The sequence below is a fragment of the Micromonospora palythoicola genome, assembly GCF_036689795.1.
Lineage (GTDB): Bacteria > Actinomycetota > Actinomycetes > Mycobacteriales > Micromonosporaceae > Micromonospora > Micromonospora palythoicola.
Window position 1 is genome coordinate 58,425 of sequence record NZ_JBAGKI010000016.1, and the last position, 24,987, is coordinate 83,411.

General features: G+C 68.4%; 28 protein-coding genes. All 28 read left to right on the forward strand.

The window, feature by feature from the left end; translation table 11 throughout:
* Nucleotides 1–36: 36 nt before the first annotated feature.
* The 28 genes from V5O40_RS10005 (at nt 37) to rpsH (ending at nt 24,984) form a co-directional block, all read left to right on the forward strand.
* Nucleotides 37–825, forward strand: a complete 789-nt coding sequence (locus tag V5O40_RS10005) for an ABC transporter ATP-binding protein (protein ID WP_332905209.1) — start codon at nt 37–39, stop codon at nt 823–825.
* Entirely contained in the window at nt 822–1,511 is a 690-nt protein-coding gene (locus V5O40_RS10010) for a hypothetical protein (RefSeq protein WP_332905210.1), read from the forward strand. The genes V5O40_RS10005 and V5O40_RS10010 overlap by 4 nt, the downstream gene beginning before the upstream one ends.
* A gap of 420 nt (nt 1,512–1,931) precedes the next feature.
* Nucleotides 1,932–2,477, forward strand: a complete 546-nt coding sequence (gene rplJ, locus V5O40_RS10015) for a 50S ribosomal protein L10 (RefSeq protein ID WP_013735964.1) — start codon at nt 1,932–1,934, stop codon at nt 2,475–2,477.
* Nucleotides 2,478–2,532: 55 nt separating this feature from the next.
* Nucleotides 2,533–2,922: a 50S ribosomal protein L7/L12 gene (gene rplL / locus V5O40_RS10020; RefSeq protein WP_210829560.1), complete on the forward strand. Its 390-nt coding sequence runs from the start codon at nt 2,533–2,535 to the stop codon at nt 2,920–2,922.
* A gap of 569 nt (nt 2,923–3,491) precedes the next feature.
* On the forward strand, nt 3,492–6,923 hold the full coding sequence (rpoB, locus tag V5O40_RS10025; RefSeq protein WP_204000258.1) for a DNA-directed RNA polymerase subunit beta: 3,432 nt from the start codon (nt 3,492–3,494) through the stop codon (nt 6,921–6,923).
* A 130-nt stretch (nt 6,924–7,053) separates the two neighbouring features.
* Nucleotides 7,054–10,941 carry a DNA-directed RNA polymerase subunit beta' gene (locus V5O40_RS10030; protein WP_332905211.1) on the forward strand — a complete coding sequence of 1,296 codons (3,888 nt, stop codon included), beginning with the start codon at nt 7,054–7,056 and terminating at the stop codon, nt 10,939–10,941.
* 159 nt (nt 10,942–11,100) lie between these two features.
* A complete protein-coding gene (locus V5O40_RS10035; protein ID WP_332905212.1) occupies nt 11,101–11,466 on the forward strand; it encodes a hypothetical protein in 366 nt (121 codons plus the stop codon).
* Between the two features lie 465 nt (nt 11,467–11,931).
* A complete protein-coding gene (locus tag V5O40_RS10040; protein ID WP_332905213.1) occupies nt 11,932–12,303 on the forward strand; it encodes a hypothetical protein in 372 nt (123 codons plus the stop codon).
* 475 nt (nt 12,304–12,778) lie between these two features.
* Nucleotides 12,779–13,153 carry a 30S ribosomal protein S12 gene (gene rpsL / locus V5O40_RS10045; protein ID WP_013735958.1) on the forward strand — a complete coding sequence of 125 codons (375 nt, stop codon included), beginning with the start codon at nt 12,779–12,781 and terminating at the stop codon, nt 13,151–13,153.
* A 1-nt stretch (nt 13,154) separates the two neighbouring features.
* Nucleotides 13,155–13,625, forward strand: a complete 471-nt coding sequence (gene rpsG, locus V5O40_RS10050; protein ID WP_093403604.1) for a 30S ribosomal protein S7 — start codon at nt 13,155–13,157, stop codon at nt 13,623–13,625.
* 74 nt (nt 13,626–13,699) lie between these two features.
* A complete protein-coding gene (gene fusA / locus V5O40_RS10055) occupies nt 13,700–15,796 on the forward strand; it encodes an elongation factor G (protein WP_332905214.1) in 2,097 nt (698 codons plus the stop codon).
* Nucleotides 15,797–16,019: 223 nt separating this feature from the next.
* Complete coding sequence (gene tuf, locus V5O40_RS10060) at nt 16,020–17,213, forward strand: elongation factor Tu (protein ID WP_169595907.1); 1,194 nt, start codon at nt 16,020–16,022, stop codon at nt 17,211–17,213.
* Between the two features lie 349 nt (nt 17,214–17,562).
* Complete coding sequence (gene rpsJ, locus V5O40_RS10065) at nt 17,563–17,871, forward strand: 30S ribosomal protein S10 (RefSeq protein WP_007073037.1); 309 nt, start codon at nt 17,563–17,565, stop codon at nt 17,869–17,871.
* Between the two features lie 11 nt (nt 17,872–17,882).
* On the forward strand, nt 17,883–18,548 hold the full coding sequence (gene rplC / locus V5O40_RS10070; RefSeq protein ID WP_093403607.1) for a 50S ribosomal protein L3: 666 nt from the start codon (nt 17,883–17,885) through the stop codon (nt 18,546–18,548).
* Nucleotides 18,545–19,195 carry a 50S ribosomal protein L4 gene (rplD, locus tag V5O40_RS10075; RefSeq protein ID WP_269738310.1) on the forward strand — a complete coding sequence of 217 codons (651 nt, stop codon included), beginning with the start codon at nt 18,545–18,547 and terminating at the stop codon, nt 19,193–19,195. Before rplC ends, rplD begins: the two co-directional genes overlap by 4 nt.
* Nucleotides 19,192–19,494 carry a 50S ribosomal protein L23 gene (gene rplW / locus V5O40_RS10080; RefSeq protein WP_093403611.1) on the forward strand — a complete coding sequence of 101 codons (303 nt, stop codon included), beginning with the start codon at nt 19,192–19,194 and terminating at the stop codon, nt 19,492–19,494. The genes rplD and rplW overlap by 4 nt, the downstream gene beginning before the upstream one ends.
* A 12-nt stretch (nt 19,495–19,506) precedes the next feature.
* On the forward strand, nt 19,507–20,346 hold the full coding sequence (gene rplB / locus V5O40_RS10085) for a 50S ribosomal protein L2 (RefSeq protein WP_093403613.1): 840 nt from the start codon (nt 19,507–19,509) through the stop codon (nt 20,344–20,346).
* Nucleotides 20,347–20,358: 12 nt separating this feature from the next.
* Complete coding sequence (gene rpsS / locus V5O40_RS10090; RefSeq protein ID WP_013735950.1) at nt 20,359–20,640, forward strand: 30S ribosomal protein S19; 282 nt, start codon at nt 20,359–20,361, stop codon at nt 20,638–20,640.
* A gap of 40 nt (nt 20,641–20,680) precedes the next feature.
* Nucleotides 20,681–21,136: a 50S ribosomal protein L22 gene (gene rplV / locus V5O40_RS10095; RefSeq protein ID WP_164447883.1), complete on the forward strand. Its 456-nt coding sequence runs from the start codon at nt 20,681–20,683 to the stop codon at nt 21,134–21,136.
* Nucleotides 21,136–22,002: a 30S ribosomal protein S3 gene (rpsC, locus tag V5O40_RS10100; RefSeq protein WP_164447882.1), complete on the forward strand. Its 867-nt coding sequence runs from the start codon at nt 21,136–21,138 to the stop codon at nt 22,000–22,002. Before rplV ends, rpsC begins: the two co-directional genes overlap by 1 nt.
* Nucleotides 22,003–22,005: 3 nt before the next feature.
* The gene (gene rplP, locus V5O40_RS10105; protein ID WP_007465292.1) at nt 22,006–22,431 is read left to right on the forward strand and encodes a 50S ribosomal protein L16; all 426 of its coding nucleotides are present in this window, start codon (nt 22,006–22,008) and stop codon (nt 22,429–22,431) included.
* A complete protein-coding gene (gene rpmC, locus V5O40_RS10110) occupies nt 22,431–22,667 on the forward strand; it encodes a 50S ribosomal protein L29 (RefSeq protein WP_007073028.1) in 237 nt (78 codons plus the stop codon). Before rplP ends, rpmC begins: the two co-directional genes overlap by 1 nt.
* Nucleotides 22,664–22,942, forward strand: a complete 279-nt coding sequence (gene rpsQ / locus V5O40_RS10115) for a 30S ribosomal protein S17 (RefSeq protein WP_093403616.1) — start codon at nt 22,664–22,666, stop codon at nt 22,940–22,942. The genes rpmC and rpsQ overlap by 4 nt, the downstream gene beginning before the upstream one ends.
* A 95-nt stretch (nt 22,943–23,037) precedes the next feature.
* Entirely contained in the window at nt 23,038–23,406 is a 369-nt protein-coding gene (gene rplN / locus V5O40_RS10120; protein ID WP_007073026.1) for a 50S ribosomal protein L14, read from the forward strand.
* Nucleotides 23,403–23,723 carry a 50S ribosomal protein L24 gene (gene rplX, locus V5O40_RS10125; protein ID WP_170863408.1) on the forward strand — a complete coding sequence of 107 codons (321 nt, stop codon included), beginning with the start codon at nt 23,403–23,405 and terminating at the stop codon, nt 23,721–23,723. Before rplN ends, rplX begins: the two co-directional genes overlap by 4 nt.
* The gene (rplE, locus tag V5O40_RS10130; protein WP_093403618.1) at nt 23,723–24,292 is read left to right on the forward strand and encodes a 50S ribosomal protein L5; all 570 of its coding nucleotides are present in this window, start codon (nt 23,723–23,725) and stop codon (nt 24,290–24,292) included. Before rplX ends, rplE begins: the two co-directional genes overlap by 1 nt.
* Before the next feature lies 1 nt (nt 24,293).
* Nucleotides 24,294–24,479, forward strand: a complete 186-nt coding sequence (locus V5O40_RS10135) for a type Z 30S ribosomal protein S14 (protein WP_007073023.1) — start codon at nt 24,294–24,296, stop codon at nt 24,477–24,479.
* Nucleotides 24,480–24,576: 97 nt separating this feature from the next.
* Complete coding sequence (gene rpsH, locus V5O40_RS10140) at nt 24,577–24,984, forward strand: 30S ribosomal protein S8 (protein WP_093403619.1); 408 nt, start codon at nt 24,577–24,579, stop codon at nt 24,982–24,984.
* Nucleotides 24,985–24,987: the final 3 nt, after the last annotated feature.

Here is a 24,987-nt window from a genome sequence, read left to right on the forward strand (position 1 = left end):
GCCGCGTTCGTCTGTCCGGTGTGGCAGGCTCGCGGCATGTGGCTGGAGGACGTCGGGCTGCGGTATCACCGGCGCGGTCCGTGGGTGCTGCGGCAGGTGACGGTGCGCGTGGCGGCGGGCGAGGCGGTGGTGGTGGGGGGCCGCAACGGGGCTGGCAAGTCGACGCTGCTCCAGCTCGCCGCCGGAGTCCTGCGGCCGTCCCGGGGGCGGGTGCTCGACCGGCCGGCGGTCGTGGGCTGGGTACCGGAGCGCTTCCCGGCCGAGCAGCCGTTCACGGTCGACGGCTATCTCGCCGCGATGGCCCGGATCGCCGGCCTGTCCCCGGCCGCGACGGAGCGTACGGTGCGACGCTGGGTCGACCGACTCGGCCTCGGCCCGTTCCGCACGGTCCGGCTGGCTCAGCTGTCGAAGGGCACCGCCCAGAAGGTCGGCCTGGCCCAGGCCGTGCTGCGTCCGCCCGGCCTGCTCGTCCTCGACGAGCCCTGGGAGGGCCTGGACGCCGCAGCGCGTGAGCTGGTTCCGCAACTGGTCGACGAGGTGCTGGCCGACGGCGGGTCGGTGCTGGTCAGCGATCACCGAGGGGAGACGGTTCGGCTGCCCGGCGCCCGGGAGTGGTTGGTGGTCGACGGTGCGGTGGTCGAGCGGCCACCGTCGGGCGAGGCGGCGGTCGCGGTGGTCGAGCTGGAGGTTCCGGTGGGACAGCTACCGGCCACCGTCGCCCGCCTGCGCGCCGAGGGCCACCACGTCCTGCGGGTACGCGGCCAGAGCGCACCGCCCGAGGCCACCGGACCGGCAACGGGACCATCGTCCGAGGTGGCCCGGTGACCGCGTTGGTGCGCTTCCGGCTCGCCGGCTTCCTGCGTACCGGACGGGCGTTGGCGCCGGTCCTCGCCGGCCTGCTCACCCTCGGCATCCTGTACGGCGGCGGTCGGGCCCAGCCGGCGGAGGCGTACGGCGTGTCGGCCGTGGTGCTCTTCCCGGTGCTGGCCTGGCAGACCAAGATCCTGCTGGACGTGGAGCCGGACGTGCAGCGTCGGCTGGCTCTGGTGGCGGTCGGTCCGGCCCGGGAGCAGGTGGCCGGGCTAGTCGCCGCGGTGGTGGCTGGCCTTGGTCTGGTGGCGGTCGCCCTGGTCTTTCCCTGGCTGGTCGGCGGGGTCGCCGCGCCCAGCCTGCCCGGTGACCGGTCGGTTTCCACAGGCGTGACGCTCGGTCTCTGGGCACACCTGCTCGCCCTGCCGGCGGCTGTGGCGCTCGGCGCGCTGGCCAGTCGGGTGGTCACCCGAAGCGCCGGCTACGGTGTGACGGTGCTCACTGTCGGTACGGTCGGCGTACTGGTGCTCGGTCTCTCGGGGTCGGTCGCGCCGTGGCTGGCGCCACCGCTGCTACCCACCGCCAGGGCGTTGGTCGGCCCGTTGCCCGGGTCGACGGCGTTGCTGCTGACCGTGTGGGCGCTGGCCTGGGCGGCGGTGGCGTTGACCGGCTACGCCCGGGCCCGCACCCGGCGCGCCTAGCACGTGCTCGTGCTCGCCGCTCGAGAGGGACGAGGGTGGCGCGACCGCAGCCAGCCAGCGACCTGGACCCACGGGCCGATCGGACCGTCGGCCGGGTGACGGCCGTTGCCGCCGCCGGGCCGGTCCTGGGGGCGATTTGGTGGTCAGCGCGGGTGTCGCGTAGCCTTGGTCGCGAAGTTCCACCCAGAGACCGCTGGTCACCGTGCCCCGGGCACGGTCGAAGGTCCCGCGACGACGGGCGACCCGCGTAGGGCGGCAAGCGACATCGGCAGCGTCATGTGGTCCGCCGACCAGGTGATTCCGGCCGTCTTCGCCCCGTGCGCCCTGCGCCGGGGCTTTTCTGTTGCCGCGACACCTCCGCTCCGTCACAGGCGCTCGCCTGCGACGGTGACCAGCCTCGAGCAACGAGAGAGGAGGGACATGGCGGACAAGCCGATCCGGGCCGACAAGGCCACGGCCGTCGCAGAGCTGACCGAGAGCTTCCGCAGCGCGGGTGCCACCGTGCTGACCGAGTACCGCGGTCTGACGGTTTCCCAGCTCACCCAGCTGCGGCGCTCACTCGGCAAGGAGACCAGCTACACGGTCGCCAAGAACACGCTGGCGAAGCGTGCCGCGGCGGACGCGGGCATCTCCGGCCTTGACGAGCTGTTCACCGGTCCTACCGCGCTGACTTTCGTTTCGGGCGACGTCGTCGAGGCGGCGAAGGGCCTTCGCGACTTCGCGAAGGCCAACCCGAAGCTCGTCATCAAGGGCGGTGTCTTCGAGGGCAAGGCCATTTCCGCGGCCGAGGTCACGAAGCTCGCCGACCTGGAGTCCCGCGAGGTGCTGCTGGCCAAGCTGGCCGGCGCGATGAAGGGCAACCTGAGCAAGGCCGCGGCCCTGTTCCAGGCCCCGCTGTCGAAGACCGCCCGCCTGGCGGCCGCCCTGCAGGACAAGCGCGAGAAGGAAGGCGCCGAGGCGGCCTGAGGCCGCGCCGACGCACCACGTTCTTAGTTTGAACCATTAGGAAAGGACGCCAGACATGGCGAAGCTCAGCACCGACGAGCTGCTCGACGCGTTCAAGGAGATGACGCTGATCGAGCTCTCCGAGTTCGTGAAGCAGTTCGAGGAGACCTTCGAGGTCACCGCCGCCGCCCCGGCCGCGATGATGATGGCGGGTCCGGCCACCGGTGGCGCCGCTGCCGAGGCCGAGCCGGAGAAGGACGAGTTCGACGTCATCCTCGACGCCGACGGCGGCAAGAAGATCCAGGTCATCAAGGTCGTGCGTGAGCTGACCGGCCTGGGCCTCAAGGAGGCCAAGGACCTGGTCGAGGCCGCTCCGAAGCCGGTCCTGGAGAAGGTCAACAAGGAGACCGCGGACAAGGCCAAGGCCAAGCTCGAGGGTGAGGGCGCCAAGGTCACCCTCAAGTGACCTGAGTCCCAACCTGGCCGTCCCGGCTCGCGTGAACCGGGCACCGCACGTCGCGGCGGGCGGCGATCCGACAGTGGATCGCCGCCCGCCGTGTTCGTGGGCCGGCGCACCCGGCATGAGCAGGGTCTCGAGCCAGGTTCGCGGCGCGTCGACCGGAGCCGGCGGGCTCTCCCGTGGGTGGGAAAGAGGGCCGATGCCGACCGGGGCCCTTGACGCGGCCCTGGACTGCCAGGCACGCTGACATCTGCAAGACCTTCCGCGCTTGCGACGGCCACCGCGCGGGTAATGCAGCGGCAGCTCCACTCGCCACGCACATCCGAGCGGCCCGGCAGGGACGTTGCGTTCCGAGCGGCCCGGTTCGACCCGTTCGAGGGGTCCCGAGGCACGTTCCGCGACAACCTGCGGGGTGGGCTGGACAGCGGTTAGCCTCTCGGCTACACTGCTAGTTTGCGCTGCCTTCCGACTTGACCCCTGCTCGGAAATGTCCGTTTGTGGATATTTTCTGGTGGGGTCATTGGAGTGCACGCGTACCAGCCGTTCTGCAGCACCGGTCCTCGGAAGGACGCATCTTGGCAGCTTCCCGCCCTGCGAAGACCAGTCGTACGTCGAGCGCATTCGCTCCCCGCCGAGTTTCCTTCGGTCGGATCACCGAACACCTCGAGGTCCCCAACCTCCTCGCCATTCAGAACGAGTCCTTCGACTGGCTCGTCGGCAACGAGGCTTGGCAGGGCCGGTCGGCGGACGACCCGCACGCACGCTCGGGTCTCGCGGAGATCCTCGACGAGATCAGTCCCATTGAGGACTTTTCCGGCACTATGTCGCTTTCCTTCTCGGCGCCGCGCTTCGACGAGGTCAAGGCCTCGATCGAGGAGTGCAAGGAGAAGGACCTGACCTACTGCGCGCCACTGTTCGTGACCGCGGAGTTCACCAACAACACCACCGGCGAGATCAAGAGCCAGACGGTGTTCATGGGTGACTTCCCGATGATGACGCCGAAGGGCACCTTCATCATCAACGGCACCGAGCGTGTGGTGGTCAGCCAGCTCGTCCGCTCGCCGGGCGTGTACTTCGACAAGCAGCCGGACAAGACCTCCGACCGCGACCTCTCCAGCGTCAAGGTCATCCCGAGCCGGGGTGCCTGGCTGGAGTTCGACATCGACAAGCGCGACACGGTCGGCGTTCGCATCGACCGTAAGCGTCGGCAGGCCGTCACGGTGCTGCTCAAGGCCATCGGATGGTCGGCCGAGCAGATCCGTGAGAAGTTCGGCTGGTCCGAGCTGATGATGACCACGCTCGAGAAGGACCACATCGCCGGCCAGGACGAGGCGCTACTCGACATCTACCGCAAGCTGCGCCCTGGCGAGCCGCCGACCCGCGAGAACGCCCAGACCCTGCTCGACAACCTCTTCTTCAACCCGAAGCGGTACGACGTAGCCAAGGTCGGTCGGTACAAGTTCAACAAGAAGCTCGAGCTGGATGTGCCGATCACCACCGGCACGCTGACCGAGGACGACATCGTCGCCACCGTGGAGTACCTCTGCCGGCTGCACGCCGGTGAGGAGGGCTACGAGGCCGACGACATCGACCACTTCGGCAACCGGCGGCTGCGTACCGTGGGCGAGCTGATCCAGAACCAGGTTCGGGTCGGCCTGTCCCGGATGGAGCGGGTCGTCCGGGAGCGGATGACCACCCAGGACGTCGAGGCGATCACGCCGCAGACCCTGATCAACATCCGGCCGGTCGTCGCCGCGATCCGGGAGTTCTTCGGCACCTCGCAGCTGTCCCAGTTCATGGACCAGACCAACCCGCTGGCGGGCCTGACCCACCGGCGACGGCTGAGCGCGCTCGGCCCCGGTGGTCTGTCCCGGGAGCGGGCCGGCTTCGAGGTCCGCGACGTGCACCCGTCCCACTACGGCCGGATGTGCCCGATCGAGACGCCGGAAGGCCCGAACATCGGCCTGATCGGCGCGCTGTCCACCTTCGCCCGGGTCAACCCGTTCGGCTTCATCGAGACGCCGTACCGGAAGGTCATCGACGGTCGGGTCACCGACCAGATCGACTACCTGACCGCGGACGAGGAGGACCGGTTCGTCAAGGCGCAGGCCAACGCCCCGCTGCGGGCCGACGGCTCGTTCGCCGAGGACCGCGTCCTGGTCCGGCGTAAGGGCGGCGAGACCGAGGACGTCCCGCCGGCCGCCGTGGACTACATGGACGTGTCGCCGCGGCAGATGACCTCGGTCGCGACCGCGATGATTCCGTTCCTGGAGCACGACGACGCGAACCGGGCCCTGATGGGCGCGAACATGCAGCGTCAGGCGGTGCCGCTGGTCAAGGCCGAGTCCCCGCTGGTCGGCACCGGCATGGAGTACCGTGCCGCCGTCGACGCCGGTGACGTGGTCGTGGCCGAGGTCGGTGGCGTGGTCGAGGACCTCTGCGCCGACTACATCACCGTCCACCAGGACGACGGTCACCGCCGGACGTACCTGCTGCACAAGTTCCGCCGCTCCAACGCCGGCTCCTGCGTCAACCAGAAGCCCGTCGTCTTCGAGGGCGACCGGGTCGAGGCCGGCCAGGTCATCGCCGACGGTCCGTGCACCGACGAGGGCGAGATGGCGCTCGGGCGAAACCTGCTCGTGGCGTTCATGACCTGGGAGGGGCACAACTACGAGGACGCGATCATCCTGTCGCAGCGCCTCGTCCAGCAGGACGTGCTCACCTCGATCCACATCGAGGAGCACGAGGTCGACGCGCGGGACACCAAGCTCGGCCCGGAGGAGATCACCCGCGACATTCCGAACGTCAGCGAGGAGATGCTCGCCGACCTGGACGAGCGCGGGATCATCCGGATCGGCGCCGAGGTCGTCCCCGGCGACATCCTGGTCGGCAAGGTCACGCCCAAGGGCGAGACCGAGCTGACCCCGGAGGAGCGGCTGCTTCGGGCGATCTTCGGCGAGAAGGCCCGTGAGGTCCGGGACACCTCCCTGAAGGTGCCGCACGGCGAGACCGGCACGGTCATCGGCGTGCGTACCTTCTCCCGGGAGGACGGCGACGAGTTGCCGCCGGGCGTCAACGAGCTGGTCCGGGTCTACGTCGCCCAGAAGCGGAAGATCCAGGACGGTGACAAGCTCGCCGGCCGGCACGGCAACAAGGGCGTCATCTCCAAGATCCTTCCGGTCGAGGACATGCCGTTCCTGGAGGACGGCACCCCGGTCGACATCGTGCTCAACCCGCTGGGTGTGCCGAGCCGGATGAACATCGGCCAGGTGCTGGAGACTCACCTGGGCTGGGTGGCCAAGACGGGCTGGCAGGTCGAGGGGGACGATGCCGAGTGGAAGCGACAGCTCCAGGGCATCGGCGCCGACTCCTCGGAGCCGGACACCAACGTGGCCACCCCGGTCTTCGACGGTGCCCGCGAGGAGGAGATCTCCGGTCTGCTCGCCTCGACCCTGCCCAACCGGGACGGTCGGCAGCTGATCGGTTCCTCCGGCAAGGCGCAGCTGTTCGACGGTCGCTCCGGTGAGCCGCTGCCCGACCCGATCGCCGTCGGCTACATCTACATCCTGAAGCTCAACCACCTGGTCGACGACAAGATTCACGCTCGGTCGACCGGCCCGTACTCGATGATCACGCAGCAGCCGCTGGGTGGTAAGGCGCAGTTCGGTGGTCAGCGCTTCGGTGAGATGGAGTGCTGGGCGATGCAGGCCTACGGTGCCGCGTACGCCCTGCAGGAGCTGTTGACGATCAAGTCCGACGATGTCCTCGGCCGGGTGAAGGTCTACGAGGCCATCGTCAAGGGCGAGAACATCCCGGAGCCGGGCATCCCGGAGTCGTTCAAGGTGCTGCTCAAGGAGCTGCAGTCGCTGTGCCTCAACGTCGAGGTGCTGTCCAGCGACGGTGTGGCCCTGGAGATGCGCGAGACCGACGACGAGGTGTTCCGGGCCGCGGAGGAACTGGGTATCGACCTGTCCCGGCGCGAGCCGAGCTCGGTCGAGGAAGTGTGAGGTAGGTGGTGGGTCTGGGGCGGCGCAACCCGCTCCGGGCGGTCAGGCTTGATCCCTCCGCGGGTTACGCCGCCCCAGACCCACGCCACGAGAGCTAGCTAGAACCAAGACACGACACGAGGGATATAACGTGCTCGACGTCAACTTCTTCGACGAGCTGCGCATCGGCCTCGCGACCGCGGACGACATTCGTCAGTGGTCGCACGGCGAGGTCAAGAAGCCCGAGACGATCAACTACCGCACCCTCAAGCCGGAGAAGGACGGGCTCTTCTGCGAGAAGATCTTCGGTCCGCAGCGGGACTGGGAGTGCTACTGCGGTAAGTACAAGCGGGTCCGGTTCAAGGGCATCATCTGCGAGCGCTGCGGCGTCGAGGTGACCCGCTCGAAGGTCCGCCGTGAGCGGATGGGCCACATCGAGCTGGCCGCCCCGGTGACCCACATCTGGTACTTCAAGGGCGTGCCGAGCCGGCTGGGCTACCTGCTGGACCTCGCCCCGAAGGACCTCGAAAAGATCATCTACTTCGCCTCGTACGTCGTGACGAGCGTTGACGCCGAAGCGCGTCACCGTGACCTCTCGACCATCGAGAACGAGATCCTGGCCGAGAAGCGGCAGTCGGAGAACAGCCGCGACTCGGAGATCGAGAAGCGGGCGGCCAAGCTCGAGGCCGACCTGGCCGAGTTGGAGGCCGAGGGCGCGAAGGCGGACGTCCGGCGCAAGGTCAAGGAGGGCGGAGAGCGCGAGATGCGCCAGATCCGCGACCGGGCCCAGCGCGAGATCGACCGCCTGGACGAGGTGCTGGACACCTTCCGCAAGCTGGAGCCGAAGCAGCTGGTCACCGACGAGCTGCTCTACCGTGAGCTGCGCGACCGGTTCGGTGAGTACTTCACCGGTGGCATGGGTGCCGAGGCGATCAAGGCCCTGGTGCAGAACATGGACCTGGAGGCCGAGGCCGAGAACCTGCGGGAAACCATCCGCACCGGTAAGGGGCAGCGGAAGATCCGGGCGCTCAAGCGGCTCAAGGTCGTCGCGGCGTTCCAGAACACCCGCAACTCGCCGCTCGGCATGGTGCTGGACTGCGTACCGGTCATCCCGCCGGACCTGCGCCCGATGGTGCAGCTCGACGGTGGCCGGTTCGCCACCAGCGACCTGAACGACCTCTACCGTCGGGTCATCAACCGGAACAACCGGCTCAAGCGGCTGATCGACCTCGGCGCGCCCGAGATCATCGTCAACAACGAGAAGCGGATGCTGCAGGAGGCCGTCGACGCGCTGTTCGACAACGGCCGCCGCGGCCGGCCGGTCACCGGCCCGGGTAACCGTCCGCTCAAGTCGCTGTCCGACATGCTCAAGGGCAAGCAGGGCCGGTTCCGCCAGAACCTGCTGGGCAAGCGCGTCGACTACTCCGGCCGTTCGGTCATCGTGGTCGGCCCGAAGCTCAAGCTGCACCAGTGCGGCCTGCCCAAGCAGATGGCGCTGGAGCTGTTCAAGCCGTTCGTGATGAAGCGGCTGGTCGACCTCAACCACGCGCAGAACATCAAGTCCGCCAAGCGGATGGTCGAGCGGCAGCGGCCGGTCGTGTGGGACGTGCTGGAAGAGGTCATCGGCGAGCACCCGGTGCTGCTCAACCGGGCACCGACCCTGCACCGACTCGGCATCCAGGCCTTCGAGCCGCAGCTGGTCGAGGGCAAGGCCATCCAGATCCACCCGCTGGTCTGCACCGCGTTCAACGCCGACTTCGACGGTGACCAGATGGCGGTGCACGTGCCGCTGTCCGCCGAGGCCCAGGCCGAGGCGCGGATCCTGATGCTGTCGTCGAACAACATCCTCAAGCCGGCCGACGGCAAGCCGGTCACCATGCCCACCCAGGACATGGTCATCGGGCTCTACCACCTGACCCACCTCACCGCCGGTGAGCGGGGCGAGGGCCGGGCGTTCAGCTCGGACGCCGAGGCGCGGATGGCGTACGACAACGGCGAGCTGCACCTGCAGGCGCCGGTGAAGATCCGGCTGCGGGATGTCGTCGAGGTGGACAACGGCGCCGGTGGTCAGCCGTGGACCGCGCCCGAGGGCTGGGTGCCGGGCGAGCCGCTGACCGTGGAGACCACCCTCGGTCGGGTGCTGTTCAACGAGACCCTGCCGCAGGGCTACCGGTTCGTGAACTACGAGATCCGCAAGGGTCAGCTCTCCGCGATCGTCAACGACCTCGCCGAGCGGTTCCCGAAGGTGGCCCTGGCGGCCACCCTCGACGGGCTCAAGGAGGCCGGTTTCCACTGGGCCACCTGGTCCGGCGTGACCATCGGCATGGAGGACGTCATCGCTCCGCCGCGCAAGCGGGAGATCCTGGAGCGGTACGAGAAGGAAGCCGACCGGATCGACAAGCAGTACCAGCGTGGTCTGATGACCGCCGAGGAGCGTCGCGGCGAGCTCATCGAGATCTGGACCAAGGCGACGAACGAGGTCGCCAAGGAGATGGACACCGCACTGCCGCAGGAGAACCCGCTGTGGAAGATGATCAACTCGGGTGCTCGCGGTAACCTGCTCCAGCTCCGGCAGATCGCGGCGATCCGTGGTCTGGTGGCCAACCCGAAGGGCGAGATCATCCCCCGGCCGATCAAGGCCAGCTACCGGGAGGGTCTGTCCGTGCTGGAGTACTTCATCTCCACGCACGGTGCCCGTAAGGGTCTCGCGGACACCGCTCTGCGTACCGCCGACTCGGGTTACCTGACCCGGCGTCTGGTGGACGTCTCGCAGGACGTCATCATCCGCGAGGAGGACTGCGGCACCGATCGGGCCATCCCGATGCAGGTCGGTCAGCACCTCGACGGCCGACTGGTCGTGCACGAGCACGCCGAGACGAGCGTGCACGCCCGTACTCTCGCCGACGACATCAAGGGGCCGGACGGCACCGTCGTCGCCGAGCGGGGCGCGGACATCAACTCGATCCTGGTCGACCGGATCGTCGCCGCCGGAGTCGAGACCGTCCGGGTGCGCAGCGTGCTCACCTGCGAGTCGAAGCTGGGCGTCTGCGGTGCGTGCTACGGCCGCTCGCTGCCGACCGGCAAGATCGTCGATGTCGGTGAGGCGGTCGGCATCATCGCCGCCCAGTCCATCGGTGAGCCGGGTACGCAGCTGACGATGCGTACCTTCCACACCGGTGGTGTCGCGGGTGAGGACATCACCCAGGGTCTGCCGCGTGTCCAGGAGATCTTCGAGGCCCGGATCCCGAAGGGTAAGGCGCCCATCGCCGACACCCCCGGCCGGATCCGGATCGAGGACGGCGAGCGGTCGCGCAAGATCGTGGTCATCCCGGACGACGGCAGCGACGAGATCGTCTACGACAAGATCTCGAAGCGGGTCCGGCTGCGGGCCCACGACGGCGATCACGTCGAGGTCGGCGAGAAGCTCACCGAGGGCACCATCGACCCGCACGAGCTGCTGCGCATCCTCGGCCCCCGGGCGGTCCAGGTCCACCTGACCCAGGAGGTCCAGGAGGTCTACCGCTCGCAGGGTGTGCTCATCCACGACAAGCACATCGAGATCATCATCCGCCAGATGCTCAAGCGGGTGACGGTCATCGACTCCGGCTCGACCGAGTTCCTGCCGGGTGTGCTTGTCGACCGGGCGCTGTTCGAGTCGGAGAACCGCCGGCTCGTCGGCGAGGGTGGCGAGCCCGCCGCCGGTCGTCCGGTGCTGATGGGTATCACGAAGGCCTCGCTGGCCACCGACTCCTGGCTCTCGGCGGCCTCCTTCCAGGAGACCACCCGGGTGCTGACCGACGCGGCGATCCACGCCCGCAGCGACTCGCTCATCGGTCTCAAGGAGAACGTGATCATCGGTAAGCTCATCCCGGCCGGTACCGGCATCAGCAAGTACCGCAACGTCCGGGTCGAGCCGACCGAGGAGGCGAAGGCCAAGGTCTACTCGATGACCGGCTACCCGGAGACCGACTACGGTTTCGGGCCGGCCAGTGGCCAGGCGGTCCCGCTGGACGACTTCGACTTCGGGTCGTACCGCTAGACCGTGCGGTGACATGGGAGGCCCCGGCGCAGGCGCGCCGGGGCCTCCTCGCGTTTCCGGAGTGTCCGTGGGCGCGGTGGGGGACCTTTCCCGCGCCGCGGGTCCGGTTCGTGCCGCGGGTACGGCGCGGACACCCGTCGGCGGAGGCATCATGTGGTCATGACGATCGCACCCGGATCGGCGCCCCTCGCGTCGGCACCGCGTCACCCGCTGGACCCGGATCCGGTCCGGGCGACCAAGGCCCGGGCGGTCTTCGCCCTCGGTCTGATGGCGGCTCTGACGGGGCTGCTGATCGGTGGCGTGGTGCCGGCCACGGTAGCCCTGTACCTGGCTCGACAGGCGCGCCGCGAGGCGTACGCCTCGGCGGGTTTCCTGACCGGTGCGGCCTGGCTGCGTCGCGGCGAGCGGCTGGCCTGGACGGGCCTGGTGCTGGTCGCGGTCAGCCTGGTGGTGGCGCTGGTGATCGGGATCATCCGGCTCGCCGAGGCGCCGTACGGGCAGGACTTCGCGCCCAACGTCGACTGACCCGGCGCGACCGCGGGTCGTCGCGCCCCGCACCGACGGGCTGACGGCCGACGGTAGCCTGACCGGTGTCCGTCGCGCGGTGCGGGGACGCTGCCCGACAAGGAGGATCCCGTGACGGAACCGGCGCGTCCCGAGGGCGGCGAAGCCGCTCAGCCCGCTGCCGGGCGCCCGGAGGCCGAACAGGCGGGATGGGCCCGGCCCGAACCGGAGCAGACCGTCCCGCCGACCTCCCCATCAGCCATCGGTTCGCCTTTCGGGCCGCCGCCTGGCTCGCCGCCTTTCGGGCCGCCGCGTGGTTCGGCACCGCCGGCCTCCGCGTCCTTCGGGCCCCCGGCCACCGGCCCGTCAGCCTTCGGACCGACGCCCGGACCGTCGGCGCCGGCCTGGCCCGCCGGCGGTCCGGGCTGGATGCCGCCACCACCACCCGCCCAGGAGCGTCCCCGACCGCCGAAGCGGGTCGAACCGGTGCCGGGGACCCCGTTCGCGGTGGTGCATCTCGACGTGCCCCCGGTCGCCTCGGGCCTGGCGGTCGGCTCGTTGGTGGCGGGCATCACCTCGATCCTGGTCTCGGTCCTGGTCATCTGCTTCGGCGCGATCGGGGGAGGGGCGAACGGGGCCTGGGCGGCGGGTGCCTTCGCCGCGCTGGGCGGCCTCACGGGTACGGGCGCCGTGGTGGCGGGGCTGCTCGGCATGCGGCAGATCCGACGCCCGGCACCGCCGCCGGCGGTCCGCTTCACCGGCCGTGGCCTGGCCATCGCGGGGATCAGTTGTGGCGGGACCGGACTGCTGCTCTGCCTGGTGGGGGTGGGACTGGCGCTGGTGTTGGCGCTGGCTTGAGCAGGGGCAGCGAGGGGCCGGCTCGGGGGCTCGCGGGCCGGTTTCCGGCGGAGCCGGTACACTTGTGTCCGTAGGTGCCCATCACGGGCGGGTGGTCGACAGAAGCCAGCCGGCAAGCGGTGTGACGTCCGGCAGGTCTTCCGTTTTGACCTGCGCGGCTGTGGTAGGTACTCTTTCCCCTTGTGCCCGGGCCCGCCCGGGCAACTCGTGCGTGCGCTGGAGCTGGCGTATCCGGCATCCGGATCGCACCACGACTGAGCCAAAGATCCGGCCTGCGGCGATCCGTGTGCCGGTGACAAACCCCGGTCTGCGCGTGAGCGCCGGGCGGGAACCGTGAGTTTGGCGACACGCCCGACCGCGGGTGCCGGGACCTCCGCGAGGTGGCCCTGGTCGGAATGTAGGAGAGTCGGTCACGAGATCGGCTACGGCAGACGGCGCGGCCGCGAGCAGCGGCCGAAGGGAGCGGAGAAACCCGGTGCCCACCATTCAGCAGTTGGTCCGAAAGGGCCGCCAGGCGAAGACCACCAAGACCAAGACCCCCGCGCTCAAGGGATCTCCCCAGCGTCGGGGCGTGTGCACCCGGGTGTACACCACCACCCCCAAGAAGCCGAACTCGGCGCTGCGCAAGGTCGCTCGGGTCAAGCTCAGCAGCCAGGTCGAGGTGACCGCCTACATCCCCGGTGTCGGGCACAACCTGCAGGAGCACTCGATCGTGCTCGTGCGTGGTGGCCGGGTGAAGGACCTCCCCGGTGTGCGTTACAAGATCGTTCGCGGTTCGCTGGACACCCAGGGCGTCCGTAACCGCAAGCAGGCGCGCAGCCGTTACGGCGCGAAGAAGGAGAAGAGCTGACATGCCGCGTAAGGGACCTGCTCCGCGGCGACCGCTGGTCGCTGACCCGGTGTACAACTCGCCGCTGGTCACGCAGCTGGTGAACAAGATCCTGCTGCGCGGCAAGCGTCAGCTCGCCGAGCGCGTCGTCTACGCCGCCCTGGAGGGCTGCCGGGAGAAGTCCGGTACCGACCCGGTCGTCACCCTCAAGCGCGCCATGGACAACGTCAAGCCGACCCTCGAGGTGCGCAGCCGCCGTGTCGGTGGCGCGACCTACCAGGTTCCGGTCGAGGTGCGCCCGGCTCGGGCGACCACGCTGGGCCTGCGCTGGCTGGTGACCTACGCCCGCGCCCGGCGGGAGAAGACGATGATCGAGCGGCTGATGAACGAGCTGCTGGACGCGAGCAACGGCCTCGGTGCCGCCGTCAAGCGGCGCGAGGACACGCACAAGATGGCCGAGTCCAACAAGGCCTTCGCGCACTACCGCTGGTAACACCCTGGTCCCGGCGCCATCCGGTGCCGGGACCGCCACCAGTTGTGTCGAGACGACGATAAGTAGGGATTGAAGTGGCCGCCGCAGACGCGCTCGCCAACGTACGCAACATCGGCATCATGGCGCACATCGATGCCGGTAAGACCACTACCACCGAGCGAATCCTGTTCTACACCGGTATCACGTACAAGATCGGTGAGGTCCACGAGGGCGCCGCCGTCATGGACTGGATGGAGCAGGAGCAGGAGCGCGGTATCACCATCACTTCCGCCGCCACGAAGTGCGAGTGGAAGGGCCACACGATCCAGATCATCGACACGCCCGGCCACGTCGACTTCACGGTCGAGGTGGAGCGGTCGTTGCGGGTCCTGGACGGTGCGGTCGCGGTCTACGACGGCGTGGCCGGCGTGGAGCCGCAGACGGAGAACGTCTGGCGGCAGGCGGACAAGTACAACGTCCCGCGGATGTGCTTCGTCAACAAGCTCGACCGGACCGGTGCCGACTTCTTCCGCTGCGTGCAGATGATGATCGACCGGCTGAACGCCACCCCGCTGGTGCTCCAGATCCCGATCGGGCTCGAGGGCGACCACATCGGCGTCGTCGACCTGGTCGAGATGCGCGCCCTCACCTGGCGCGGGGAGACCCAGAAGGGTGAGGACTACGCGATCGAGGAGGTCCCGGCGGACCTGGCCGACGCCGCGGCCGAGTGGCGCGAGAAGCTGATGGAGACCCTGGCCGACGTCGACGACTCGGTGATGGAGAAGTACCTGGAGGGCGAGGAGATCTCCGTTGCGGAGATCAAGGCCGCCATCCGGCGGGCCACCATCGCCAGCAAGGCGAACCCGGTGCTCTGCGGCTCGGCGTTCAAGAACAAGGGCGTGCAGCCCATGCTCGACGCCGTCATCGACTACCTGCCGTCGCCGCTGGACATCCCGGCGATCGAGGGTACGGCGACCGACGGTGAGACGCCGATGCAGCGTAAGCCGTCCACCTCGGAGCCCTTCTCCGGCCTGGCCTTCAAGATTCAGACCGACAAGCACCTCGGCAAGCTCACCTACGTCCGGGTCTACTCCGGCGTGGTCGAGTCCGGGTCCCAGGTGGTCAACTCCACCAAGGACCGCAAGGAGCGGGTCGGCAAGATCTACCAGATGCACGCCAACAAGCGGGAGGAGCGCAGCTCCGCCAAGGCTGGCGACATCATCGCCGTGCAGGGTCTGAAGCAGACCACCACCGGTGACACCCTGTGCGACCCGGCGAACCCGGTCATCCTGGAGTCGATGACCTTCCCGGAGCCGGTCATCGAGGTGGCCATCGAGCCGAAGACCAAGGCTGACCAGGAGAAGCTGAGCACCGCCATCCAGCGGCTGGCCGAGGAGGACCCGACCTTCCGCGTCAAGCTGGACGACCAGACCGGCCAGACGGTCATCTCCGGCATGGGCGAGCTGCACCTGGACATCCTGGTCGACCGGATGCGCCGCGAGTTCAACGTCGAGGCGAACATCGGTAAGCCGCAGGTGGCGTACCGTGAGACCATCCGCCGCGCGGTGGAGAAGGTCGAGTACACCCACAAGAAGCAGACCGGTGGTTCCGGCCAGTACGCCCGGGTGATCGTCAGCCTGGAGCCGCTGCCGCTGGGCAACGACTCGCCGACCTACGAGTTCGCCAACGCCGTCACCGGTGGCCGCATCCCCCGGGAGTTCATCCCTTCGGTGGACGCGGGCGCGCAGGACGCGATGCAGTACGGCGTTCTCGCCGGCTTCCCGCTGGTCGGTGTCAAGCTGACGCTGCTGGACGGCCAGTACCACGAGGTCGACTCGTCGGAAATGGCATTCAAGATCGCCGGCTCGATGGTGATGAAGGACGCGGCCCGCAAGGCCGATCCCGCACTGCTCGAGCCGATGATGGCTGTTGAGGTCACCACTCCGGAGGAGAACATGGGTGACGTCATCGGCGACCTCAACTCCCGACGCGGCATCATCCAGGCGATGGAGGAGCGCAGCGGCGCCCGTGTCGTCCGTGCGCTGGTGCCGTTGTCGGAGATGTTCGGCTACGTCGGCGACCTGCGGTCGAAGACCCAGGGCCGGGCTAGCTACAGCATGCAGTTCGACTCCTACGCCGAAGTGCCGCAGAGCGTGGCGAAGGAGATCATCGCCAAGGCGACTGGTGAGTGACGCTCACCTGACGTGATCGGATGATCCGACGGTGGTCGCGGGAGGAATTCCCCGACCGCGACCACCTCGGTCGGATTGTGTGAATTCCGGGCCTGTAGGCTTCATCGCCGCAGAACCCACAAAGCTCTCCGGCCGTCAGGCCGGAAAGGCTGTCGACAGAGTCCTAAGCGCCACTCCTGGCGCACCGGGGCGAACGAACCAAGAAGTCCACAGGAGGACACCAGTGGCGAAGGCGAAGTTCGAGCGGACTAAGCCGCACGTCAACATCGGCACCATTGGTCACATCGACCACGGTAAGACGACGCTGACGGCGGCCATCACCAAGGTCCTGCACGACCAGTTCCCGGACCTGAACCCGTACACGCCGTTCGACGAGATCGACAAGGCGCCGGAGGAGAAGGCCCGCGGCATCACGATCTCGATCGCACACGTCGAGTACCAGACCGAGGCGCGGCACTACGCGCACGTCGACTGCCCCGGTCACGCCGACTACATCAAGAACATGATCACCGGTGCCGCGCAGATGGACGGCGCGATCCTGGTGGTCGCGGCGACCGACGGCCCGATGCCGCAGACCCGCGAGCACGTGCTGCTGGCCCGTCAGGTCGGCGTGCCGTACATCGTCGTGGCGCTGAACAAGAGCGACATGGTCGACGACGAGGAGCTGCTGGAGCTCGTCGAGCTCGAGGTCCGCGAGCTGCTCTCGTCGCAGGAGTACCCGGGTGACGACCTGCCGGTCGTCCGGGTCTCGGCGCTGAAGGCCCTGGAGGGCGACCCGGAGTGGACCGGTCGCCTGATGGAGCTGATGAACGCCGTCGACACCGCGATCCCGCAGCCGGAGCGCGAGACCGAGAAGCCGTTCCTGATGCCGATCGAGGACGTCTTCACGATCACCGGTCGTGGCACGGTCGTCACCGGCCGGGCCGAGCGCGGCATCCTCAAGCCGAACGAGGAGGTGGAGATCGTCGGTATCCGCGAGAAGTCGCAGAAGACGGTCTGCACCGGCATCGAGATGTTCCGCAAGCTGCTCGACGAGGCCCGCGCGGGTGAGAACGTCGGTCTGCTGCTGCGTGGCATCAAGCGCGAGGACGTCGAGCGCGGCATGGTGGTCGTCAAGCCGGGCACCACGACCCCGCACACGGAGTTCGAGGCGACGGTCTACATCCTCTCCAAGGAGGAGGGCGGCCGGCACACCCCGTTCTTCCAGAACTACCGTCCGCAGTTCTACTTCCGGACCACGGACGTCACCGGTGTCGTCACCCTCCCCGAGGGCACCGAGATGGTCATGCCGGGCGACAACACCACGATGACCGTGAAGCTGATCCAGCCCATCGCGATGGAGGAAAACCTCAAGTTCGCGATCCGGGAGGGTGGCCGTACGGTCGGCGCTGGTCGCGTCACCAAGATCATCAAGTGAGCTGGGTAACCCCGATTAGACCCGCCGCCGGTCGTGCGGCATACTAGTCAGGTTGCGTAACGACAGTTCGCCGCCCGTGTTCGGCTTCCGCTGAACCTCCGGGTAGGCAGAGCAGTCGGGCGTGGGGTGGTTGGCGGCCCGTCCGTCAACCACCCTCGCGCGGCGTTCAGGTCGCCTCAGTGCGATCGGCGCCCGGACCCACCGCGGTCAGGATCGCTCCGGTATCCCGGGGCGGAGCCTGGCCCCAGGGCGCGACACGCCCGACCGCGGGGGTGGGCGAAGAGGGTCTGTGCCAGCCGGTACAGGCACCCGCAACACAGCGGCATCGAGAGAAGGAACAGAAGCCACCATGGCGGGACAGAAGATCCGCATCCGGCTCAAGGCCTATGACCACGAGGTCGTCGACTCCTCGGCTCGGAAGATCGTCGAGACGGTGACGCGTACCGGGGCGCAGGTCGCGGGCCCGGTGCCGCTGCCCACGGAGATCAACCGTTTCTGCGTCATCCGCTCGCCGCACAAGTACAAGGACTCGCGCGAGCACTTCGAGATGCGTACGCACAAGCGACTGATCGACATCATCGACCCGACCCCGAAGACGGTCGACTCGCTCATGCGCCTCGACCTGCCGGCTGGCGTCGACATCGAGATCAAGCTGTAGGGACCGGACACATGGACAGGCAAGTTAAGGGGATCCTGGGCGCGAAGCTCGGCATGACCCAGGTCTGGGACAACAACCGCGTTGTCCCGGTGACCGTGGTTCAGGCCGGCCCCTGCGTCATCACCCAGGTTCGTGACGCCGACAAGGACGGTTACTCCGCGGTCCAGCTGGCGTACGGGACGATCGACCCGCGTAAGGCCAAGAAGCCGCTGCGTGGTCACTACGCCAAGGCCGACGTGGCGCCGCGCCGGCACATCGTCGAGCTGCGCACCAGCGACGCCGCGGACTACTCGCTCGGCCAGGAGGTCACGGTCGAGGAGTTCCCGGCCGGTGTCTCGATCGACGTGACCGGCAAGACCAAGGGCAAGGGCTACGCCGGCCCGATGAAGCGGCACGGCTTCCACGGTCTGCGCGCCAGCCACGGTGTCGAGCGCAAGCACCGCTCGCCGGGCTCGATCGGCGCCTGCGCCACCCCGGGTCGCGTCTTCAAGGGCACCCGGATGGCCGGCCGCATGGGCGGCGTGCGCTACACCGTGCAGAACCTGACCGTCCAGGCGGTCGACACCGAGAACAATCTCCTGCTCGTCCGTGGCGCCATCCCCGGCCCCAAGGGCGCGCTGGTCCTGGTCCGTACCGCGGCCAAGGCCAAGGCGAAGAAGGGCGGTGTGGGCAAGTGACCACCGTTGACGTCCTCAACTCAGAGGGCACCAAGACCGGCTCGGTCGAGCTGCCCGCCGACATCTTCGACGCGCAGGCCAACATCGCGCTGATGCACCAGGTCGTTGTGGCGCAGTTGGCCGCCGCCCGGCAGGGCACCCACAAGACCAAGACCCGGGGCGAGGTCGCCGGTGGCGGCAAGAAGCCCTACAAGCAGAAGGGCACCGGTCGCGCCCGCCAGGGCTCGATCCGCGCGCCGCAGTTCGCCGGCGGTGGCGTGGTCCACGGCCCGGTGCCGCGCGACTACAGCCAGCGCACCCCGAAGAAGATGAAGGCCGCCGCGCTGCGTGGTGCCCTGTCGGACCGGGCGCGCGCCGGGCAGGTGCACGTCGTCGAGGCGTTCGTCTCGGGCGAGAAGCCGTCGACCAAGGCCGCGCTGGCCGCGCTCGCCAAGCTGACCACCGCCCGGCGGGTGCTGGTCGTGCTGAGCAGCACCGACGAGCTCAACTGGGTGTCGCTGCGCAACGAGCCGCGGGTGCACCTGATCGAGGCCGGCCAGCTCAACACGTACGACGTGCTGGTGGCCGACGACGTGGTCTTCACCAAGGAGGCCCTGGACGAGTTCCTGGGTGTGCCGGCCGAGACCACCGAGGAGGGTGGCAAGTGAGCACGATCGCCGATCCGCGCGACATCATCGTCGCGCCGGTCGTCTCGGAGAAGAGCTACAGCGAGCTGAACCGCAACTGGTACACCTTCCTGGTGCACCCGGACGCGAACAAGACCGCGATCAAGATCGCTATCGAGCAGATCTTCAACGTCCGTGTCCTGACGGTCAACACGCTCAACCGCGAGGGCAAGCGCAAGCGGACCCGTACCGGGTTCGGCAAGCGCAAGGACACCAAGCGGGCGATGGTGAAGCTGGCTGAGGGCGACCGCATCGAGGCCTTCGGCGGCCCGGTCAGCTGAGGGGTGTAGACAATGGCTATCCGTAAGTACAAGCCGACGACGCCGGGCCGGCGTGGCTCCAGCGTCGCCGACTTCGCCGAGATCACCCGGTCGACTCCCGAGAAGTCGCTGCTGGTCCCGCTGCCCAAGAAGGGCGGCCGGAACGTGCACGGCCGGATCACCGCCCGTCACCAGGGTGGTGGCCACAAGCGGCAGTACCGGTTGATCGACTTCAAGCGGGTCGACAAGGACGGCGTGCCGGCCAAGGTCGCGCACATCGAGTACGACCCGAACCGCACCGCGCGGATCGCGCTGCTGCACTACGCCGACGGCGAGAAGCGTTACATCATCGCGCCGAAGGACCTGAAGCAGGGCGACACGGTCGAGTCGGGTCCGAGTGCCGACATCAAGCCGGGCAACAACCTGCCGCTGCGCAACATCCCGGTCGGTACCACGATCCACAACGTGGAACTGCGTCCGGGCGGTGGCGCCAAGCTGGCCCGCTCGGCCGGCGTCGGCATCCAGCTGCTCGGCCGGGAGGGCGCGTACGCCACGCTGCGTATGCCGTCCGGTGAGATCCGGCGGGTGGACGTGCGCTGCCGCGCCAGCGTCGGTGAGATCGGCAACGCCGACCAGTCGAACATCAACTGGGGCAAGGCCGGCCGGATGCGCTGGAAGGGCAAGCGCCCGACCGTCCGTGGTGTCGCCATGAACCCGGTCGACCACCCGCACGGTGGTGGTGAGGGCAAGACCTCCGGTGGTCGCCACCCGGTCAACCCGCAGGGTAAGCCCGAGGGCCGCACCCGTCGTAAGGGCCAGCCGAGTGACCGGCTGATCGTCCGCCGTCGCTACGCCACGCGTAAGCGCGGCTGAGGGAGATAAGACATGCCTCGCAGCCTGAAGAAGGGCCCGTTCATCGACGACCACCTGCTCAAGAAGGTGGAGACGCAGAACGAGAAGGGCTCGAAGAACGTCATCAAGACCTGGTCGCGCCGCTCGACGATCATCCCGGAGATGCTCGGGCACACGATCGCCGTGCACGACGGACGCAAGCACGTCCCGGTGTTCGTGACCGAGGCGATGGTCGGGCACAAGCTCGGCGAGTTCGCGCTGACCCGCACGTTCAAGGGTCACGAAAAGGACGACCGGAAGAGCCGCCGGCGCTGACGCCGCGGGCATACGGATAGAGGATCAAGGGGTTACAGCGATGCCAGGAAAGGGCGACGCTCCGGTGCTTCCGGGCGCGCGGGCGGTTGCGCGGTACGTGCGCATCTCGCCGATGAAGGCGCGCCGGGTGGTCAACCTCGTCCGCGGCCTGCCCGCGAAGGAGGCGCTCACGGTGCTGCAGTTCGCGCCGCAGGCTGCGAGCGAGCAGGTGTACAAGGTGCTCGCGAGCGCGATCGCCAACGCGGAGAACAACGAGCGGCTGGACCCCGACGCGCTGCTCGTCAGCGAGGCGTTCGTGGACGAGGGCCCGACGATGAAGCGGTTCCAGCCACGGGCGCAGGGCCGGGCGTACCGGATCCGTAAGCGCACCTGCCACATCACCGTGGCGGTCGAGGCGGTCGCGCCGGCCGCGCCGAGGAAGTCGGCGAACAAGGCGGCTCCGGCGAAGCAGACCGCGCCGGCCGAGACGCAGAGCAACACGGAGGGCGCCGAGTAATGGGTCAGAAGGTTCACCCGCACGGGTTCCGGCTCGGCATCTCGACCGACTGGAAGTCCCGCTGGTTCGCGGACAAGCTCTACAAGGACTACATCGGCGAGGATGTCAAGATCCGCCGGATGATGTCCAAGGGGCTGGAGCGCGCCGGCATTTCCAAGGTCGACATCGAGCGCACCCGCGACCGGGTCCGGGTCGACATCCACACCGCGCGGCCGGGCATCGTCATCGGCCGTAAGGGTGCCGAGGCCGACCGGATCCGCGGCGAGCTGGAGAAGCTCACCGGCAAGCAGGTGCAGCTGAACATCATCGAGGTGAAGAACCCCGAGTCGGACGCGCAGCTGGTCGCCCAGGGCGTCGCCGAGCAGCTCTCCAGCCGGGTCAGCTTCCGTCGCGCGATGCGTAAGGCGATGCAGTCGGCGATGAAGAACCCGATGTGCAAGGGCATCCGGGTGCAGGTCTCGGGTCGCCTCGGCGGCGCCGAGATGAGCCGGACGGAGTTCTACCGCGAGGGTCGGGTTCCGCTGCACACGCTGCGGGCCAACATCGAGTACGGCTTCTTCGAGGCCCGCACCACCTTCGGCCGCATCGGCGTGAAGGTCTGGATCTACAAGGGCGACGCGGTGCCGGGTCGGGAGGCTCCGGCCGAGGCTCCGTCGCGCCCGCGCCGGGAGCGCGGTGACCGGCCCGAGCGGCCGCGCCGTGGTCGGTCGGGTTCGTCCGGCACGACCTCCGGTGGCACCGAGGCCGGCCGGGCTGCCGCGACGACCGTCGCGCAGCAGGCTGAGACGCCGAGTGGCGAGCCGGTCGACAGCGCTGCTGTCGCGGCCGCGGCTTCGGCTCCGGCAGAAACGCAGCAGGAGGGCTGACAGATGCTGATGCCGCGCAAGCCCCCGAAGGGCTTCCGCAAGCCGCACCACCCGGACCGCAGCGGCGCGTCCAAGGGCGGCAACCGGGTGGTGTTCGGCGAGTTCGGGATCCAGGCTCTGGAGCCGGCGTACGTGACCAACCGGCAGATCGAGTCGGCGCGTATCGCGATGACCCGCCACATCAAGCGTGGCGGCAAGGTCTGGATCACCATCTTCCCGGACCAGGCCCTCACCAAGAAGCCGGCGGAAACCCGGATGGGTTCCGGTAAGGGCTCGCCCGAGTGGTGGGTCGCGAACGTCAAGCCCGGGCGGGTCCTCTTCGAGATGTCCTTCCCGAACGAGCAGATCGCGCGAGAGGCGATGCGTCGCGCGATCCACAAGCTCCCGATGAAGTGCCGCATTGTTACGCGCGAAGTGGGTGAATCCTGATGGCAGCGGGCGTTAAGGCCTCCGAGCTGCGTGAGCTCTCCGAGGAGGAGCTGGTCACGAAGCTGCGTGAGGCCAAGGCGGAGCTGTTCAACCTCCGCGTGCAGGCCGCAACCGGGCAGCTGGACAACAACCGGCGGCTGCAGGTCATCCGTCGGGAGATCGCCCGGATCTACACGATCATGCGTGAGCGTGAGCTGGGGCTCTCGGCCGCGCCGACTGAGGTGACTGCTTCATGAGCGAGAACACGACCCCCACCAAGCCGCGGGGCCGCCGTAAGGTCCGCGAGGGCCTCGTGGTCAGCGACAAGATGGAAAAGACCGTCGTGGTCGAGGTCGAGGACCGGGTCAAGCACGCGCTGTACGGCAAGATCATGCGCCGGACCAGCAAGCTCAAGGTCCACGACGAGCAGAACTCCGCCGGCATCGGCGACCGCGTCCTGATCATGGAGACCCGGCCGCTCTCCGCCACCAAGCGGTGGCGGCTCGTGGAGATCCTCGAGAAGGCCAAGTAGCGAAGGCTCGAGCTCGGCCGGGACGGTCGGGCGCAGGTTCCGCCAGGCTCCGGCCGCCCCGGCGGCCGGAGAACCGGCAGACATAGGAGATAGACGTGATTCAGCAGGAGTCGCGACTGCGCGTCGCCGACAACACGGGTGCCCGGGAGATCCTGTGCATCCGGGTTCTCGGTGGCTCCGGTCGGCGCTACGCGAGCATCGGCGACGTCATCGTGGCCACCGTCAAGGACGCGATCCCGGGTGCCGGTGTGAAGAAGGGCGACGTGGTCAAGGCTGTCGTCGTCCGCACCGCCAAGGAGAAGCGGCGGCCGGACGGTTCGTACATCCGCTTCGACGAGAACGCCGCCGTCATCATCAAGGACGGTGGGGACCCGCGCGGTACCCGCATCTTCGGCCCGGTCGGCCGCGAGCTGCGGGACAAGCGGTTCATGAAGATCATTTCTCTCGCGCCGGAGGTGTTGTGACCGTGAAGGTCAAGAAGGGCGACACGGTCGTCGTCATCGCCGGCAAGGACAAGGGCGCCAAGGGCAAGGTCATCGCGGCCTACCCGCGGCAGGACAAGGTCCTGGTCGAGGGCGTGAACCGGATCAAGAAGCACACTCGCATCAGCACCACCCAGCGTGGCGCCAAGACCGGTGGCATCGTCACCCAGGAGGCCCCGATCCACGTCTCGAACGTGATGGTCGTGGACTCCGACGGCAAGCCGACCCGCGTCGGTTACCGGATCGACGAGAACGGCCAGAAGGTCCGCATCGCGCGTAGCACCGGTAAGGACCTGTGATGACCACGGCTACCGAAACCAAGACGATGCCGCGCCTCAAGGAGCGGTACCGCAACGAGATCATCGCCCAGCTGCGCGAGCAGTACGAGTACGGCAACCCGATGCAGGTGCCGCGGCTGGTCAAGATCGTCGTGAACATGGGTGTGGGCGAGGCCGCCCGGGACGCCAAGCTCATCGACGGTGCGGTCCGCGACCTGGCCACCATCACCGGCCAGAAGCCGCAGGTCCGGCGGGCGACGAAGTCCATCGCGCAGTTCAAGCTGCGGGAAGGCATGCCGATCGGCGCGAAGGTGACCCTGCGCGGCGACCGGATGTGGGAGTTCCTGGACCGGCTGCTGTCCATCGCGCTGCCGCGTATCCGTGACTTCCGCGGCCTGGACGGGCGCAAGCTCGACGGGCACGGCAACTACACGTTCGGTCTTACCGAGCAGTCGGTGTTCCACGAGATCGACCAGGACAAGATCGATCGCCAGCGGGGCATGGACATCACGGTGGTCACGACCGCCACGACCGACGACGAGGGCCGGGCGCTGCTGAAGCTCCTGGGCTTCCCGTTCAAGGAGAACTGAGATGGCCAAGAAGGCGCTGATCCTCAAGGCGGCCGCGAAGCCGAAGTTCTCGGTTCGCGCGTACACCCGCTGCCAGCGGTGCGGGCGTCCCAAGGCGGTCTACCGCAAGTTCGGGCTCTGCCGGGTGTGCATCCGGGAGATGGCCCACCGCGGTGAGCTGCCCGGCGTGTCCAAGGCTTCCTGGTAATAGTCCGGCGCGCTGCGGCGCGTCAGCTGGACTGTCTCTTCGCCGTAGGCCTGCGAGGTATCGCGGGAACCCCGGCGAGAAAGGTTGACGAGTTTTCATGACGATGACCGACCCGATCGCAGACATGCTCACGCGTCTGCGTAACGCCAACCAGGCGTACCACGACCGGGTGACGATGCCGTACTCGAAGATCAAGGCGAACATCGCCGAGGTCCTCAAGTCCGAGGGTTACATCGCCACCTGGGCAGTCGAGGAGCCCGAGGAGGGTGCCGTCGGCAAGCGACTGGTCGTCGAGCTGAAGTACGGCCAGAACCGGGAGCGGAGCCTGGCCGGCATCAAGCGCGTCTCCAAGCCCGGTCTGCGGGTGTACGCCAAGTCGGACGGGCTCCCCCGGGTGCTCGGTGGGCTGGGCGTGGCGATCATTTCGACGTCCCAGGGACTGCTCACCGACCGGCAGGCCCGCAAGCGGAGCGTTGGCGGGGAAGTCCTCGCCTTCGTCTGGTAACGG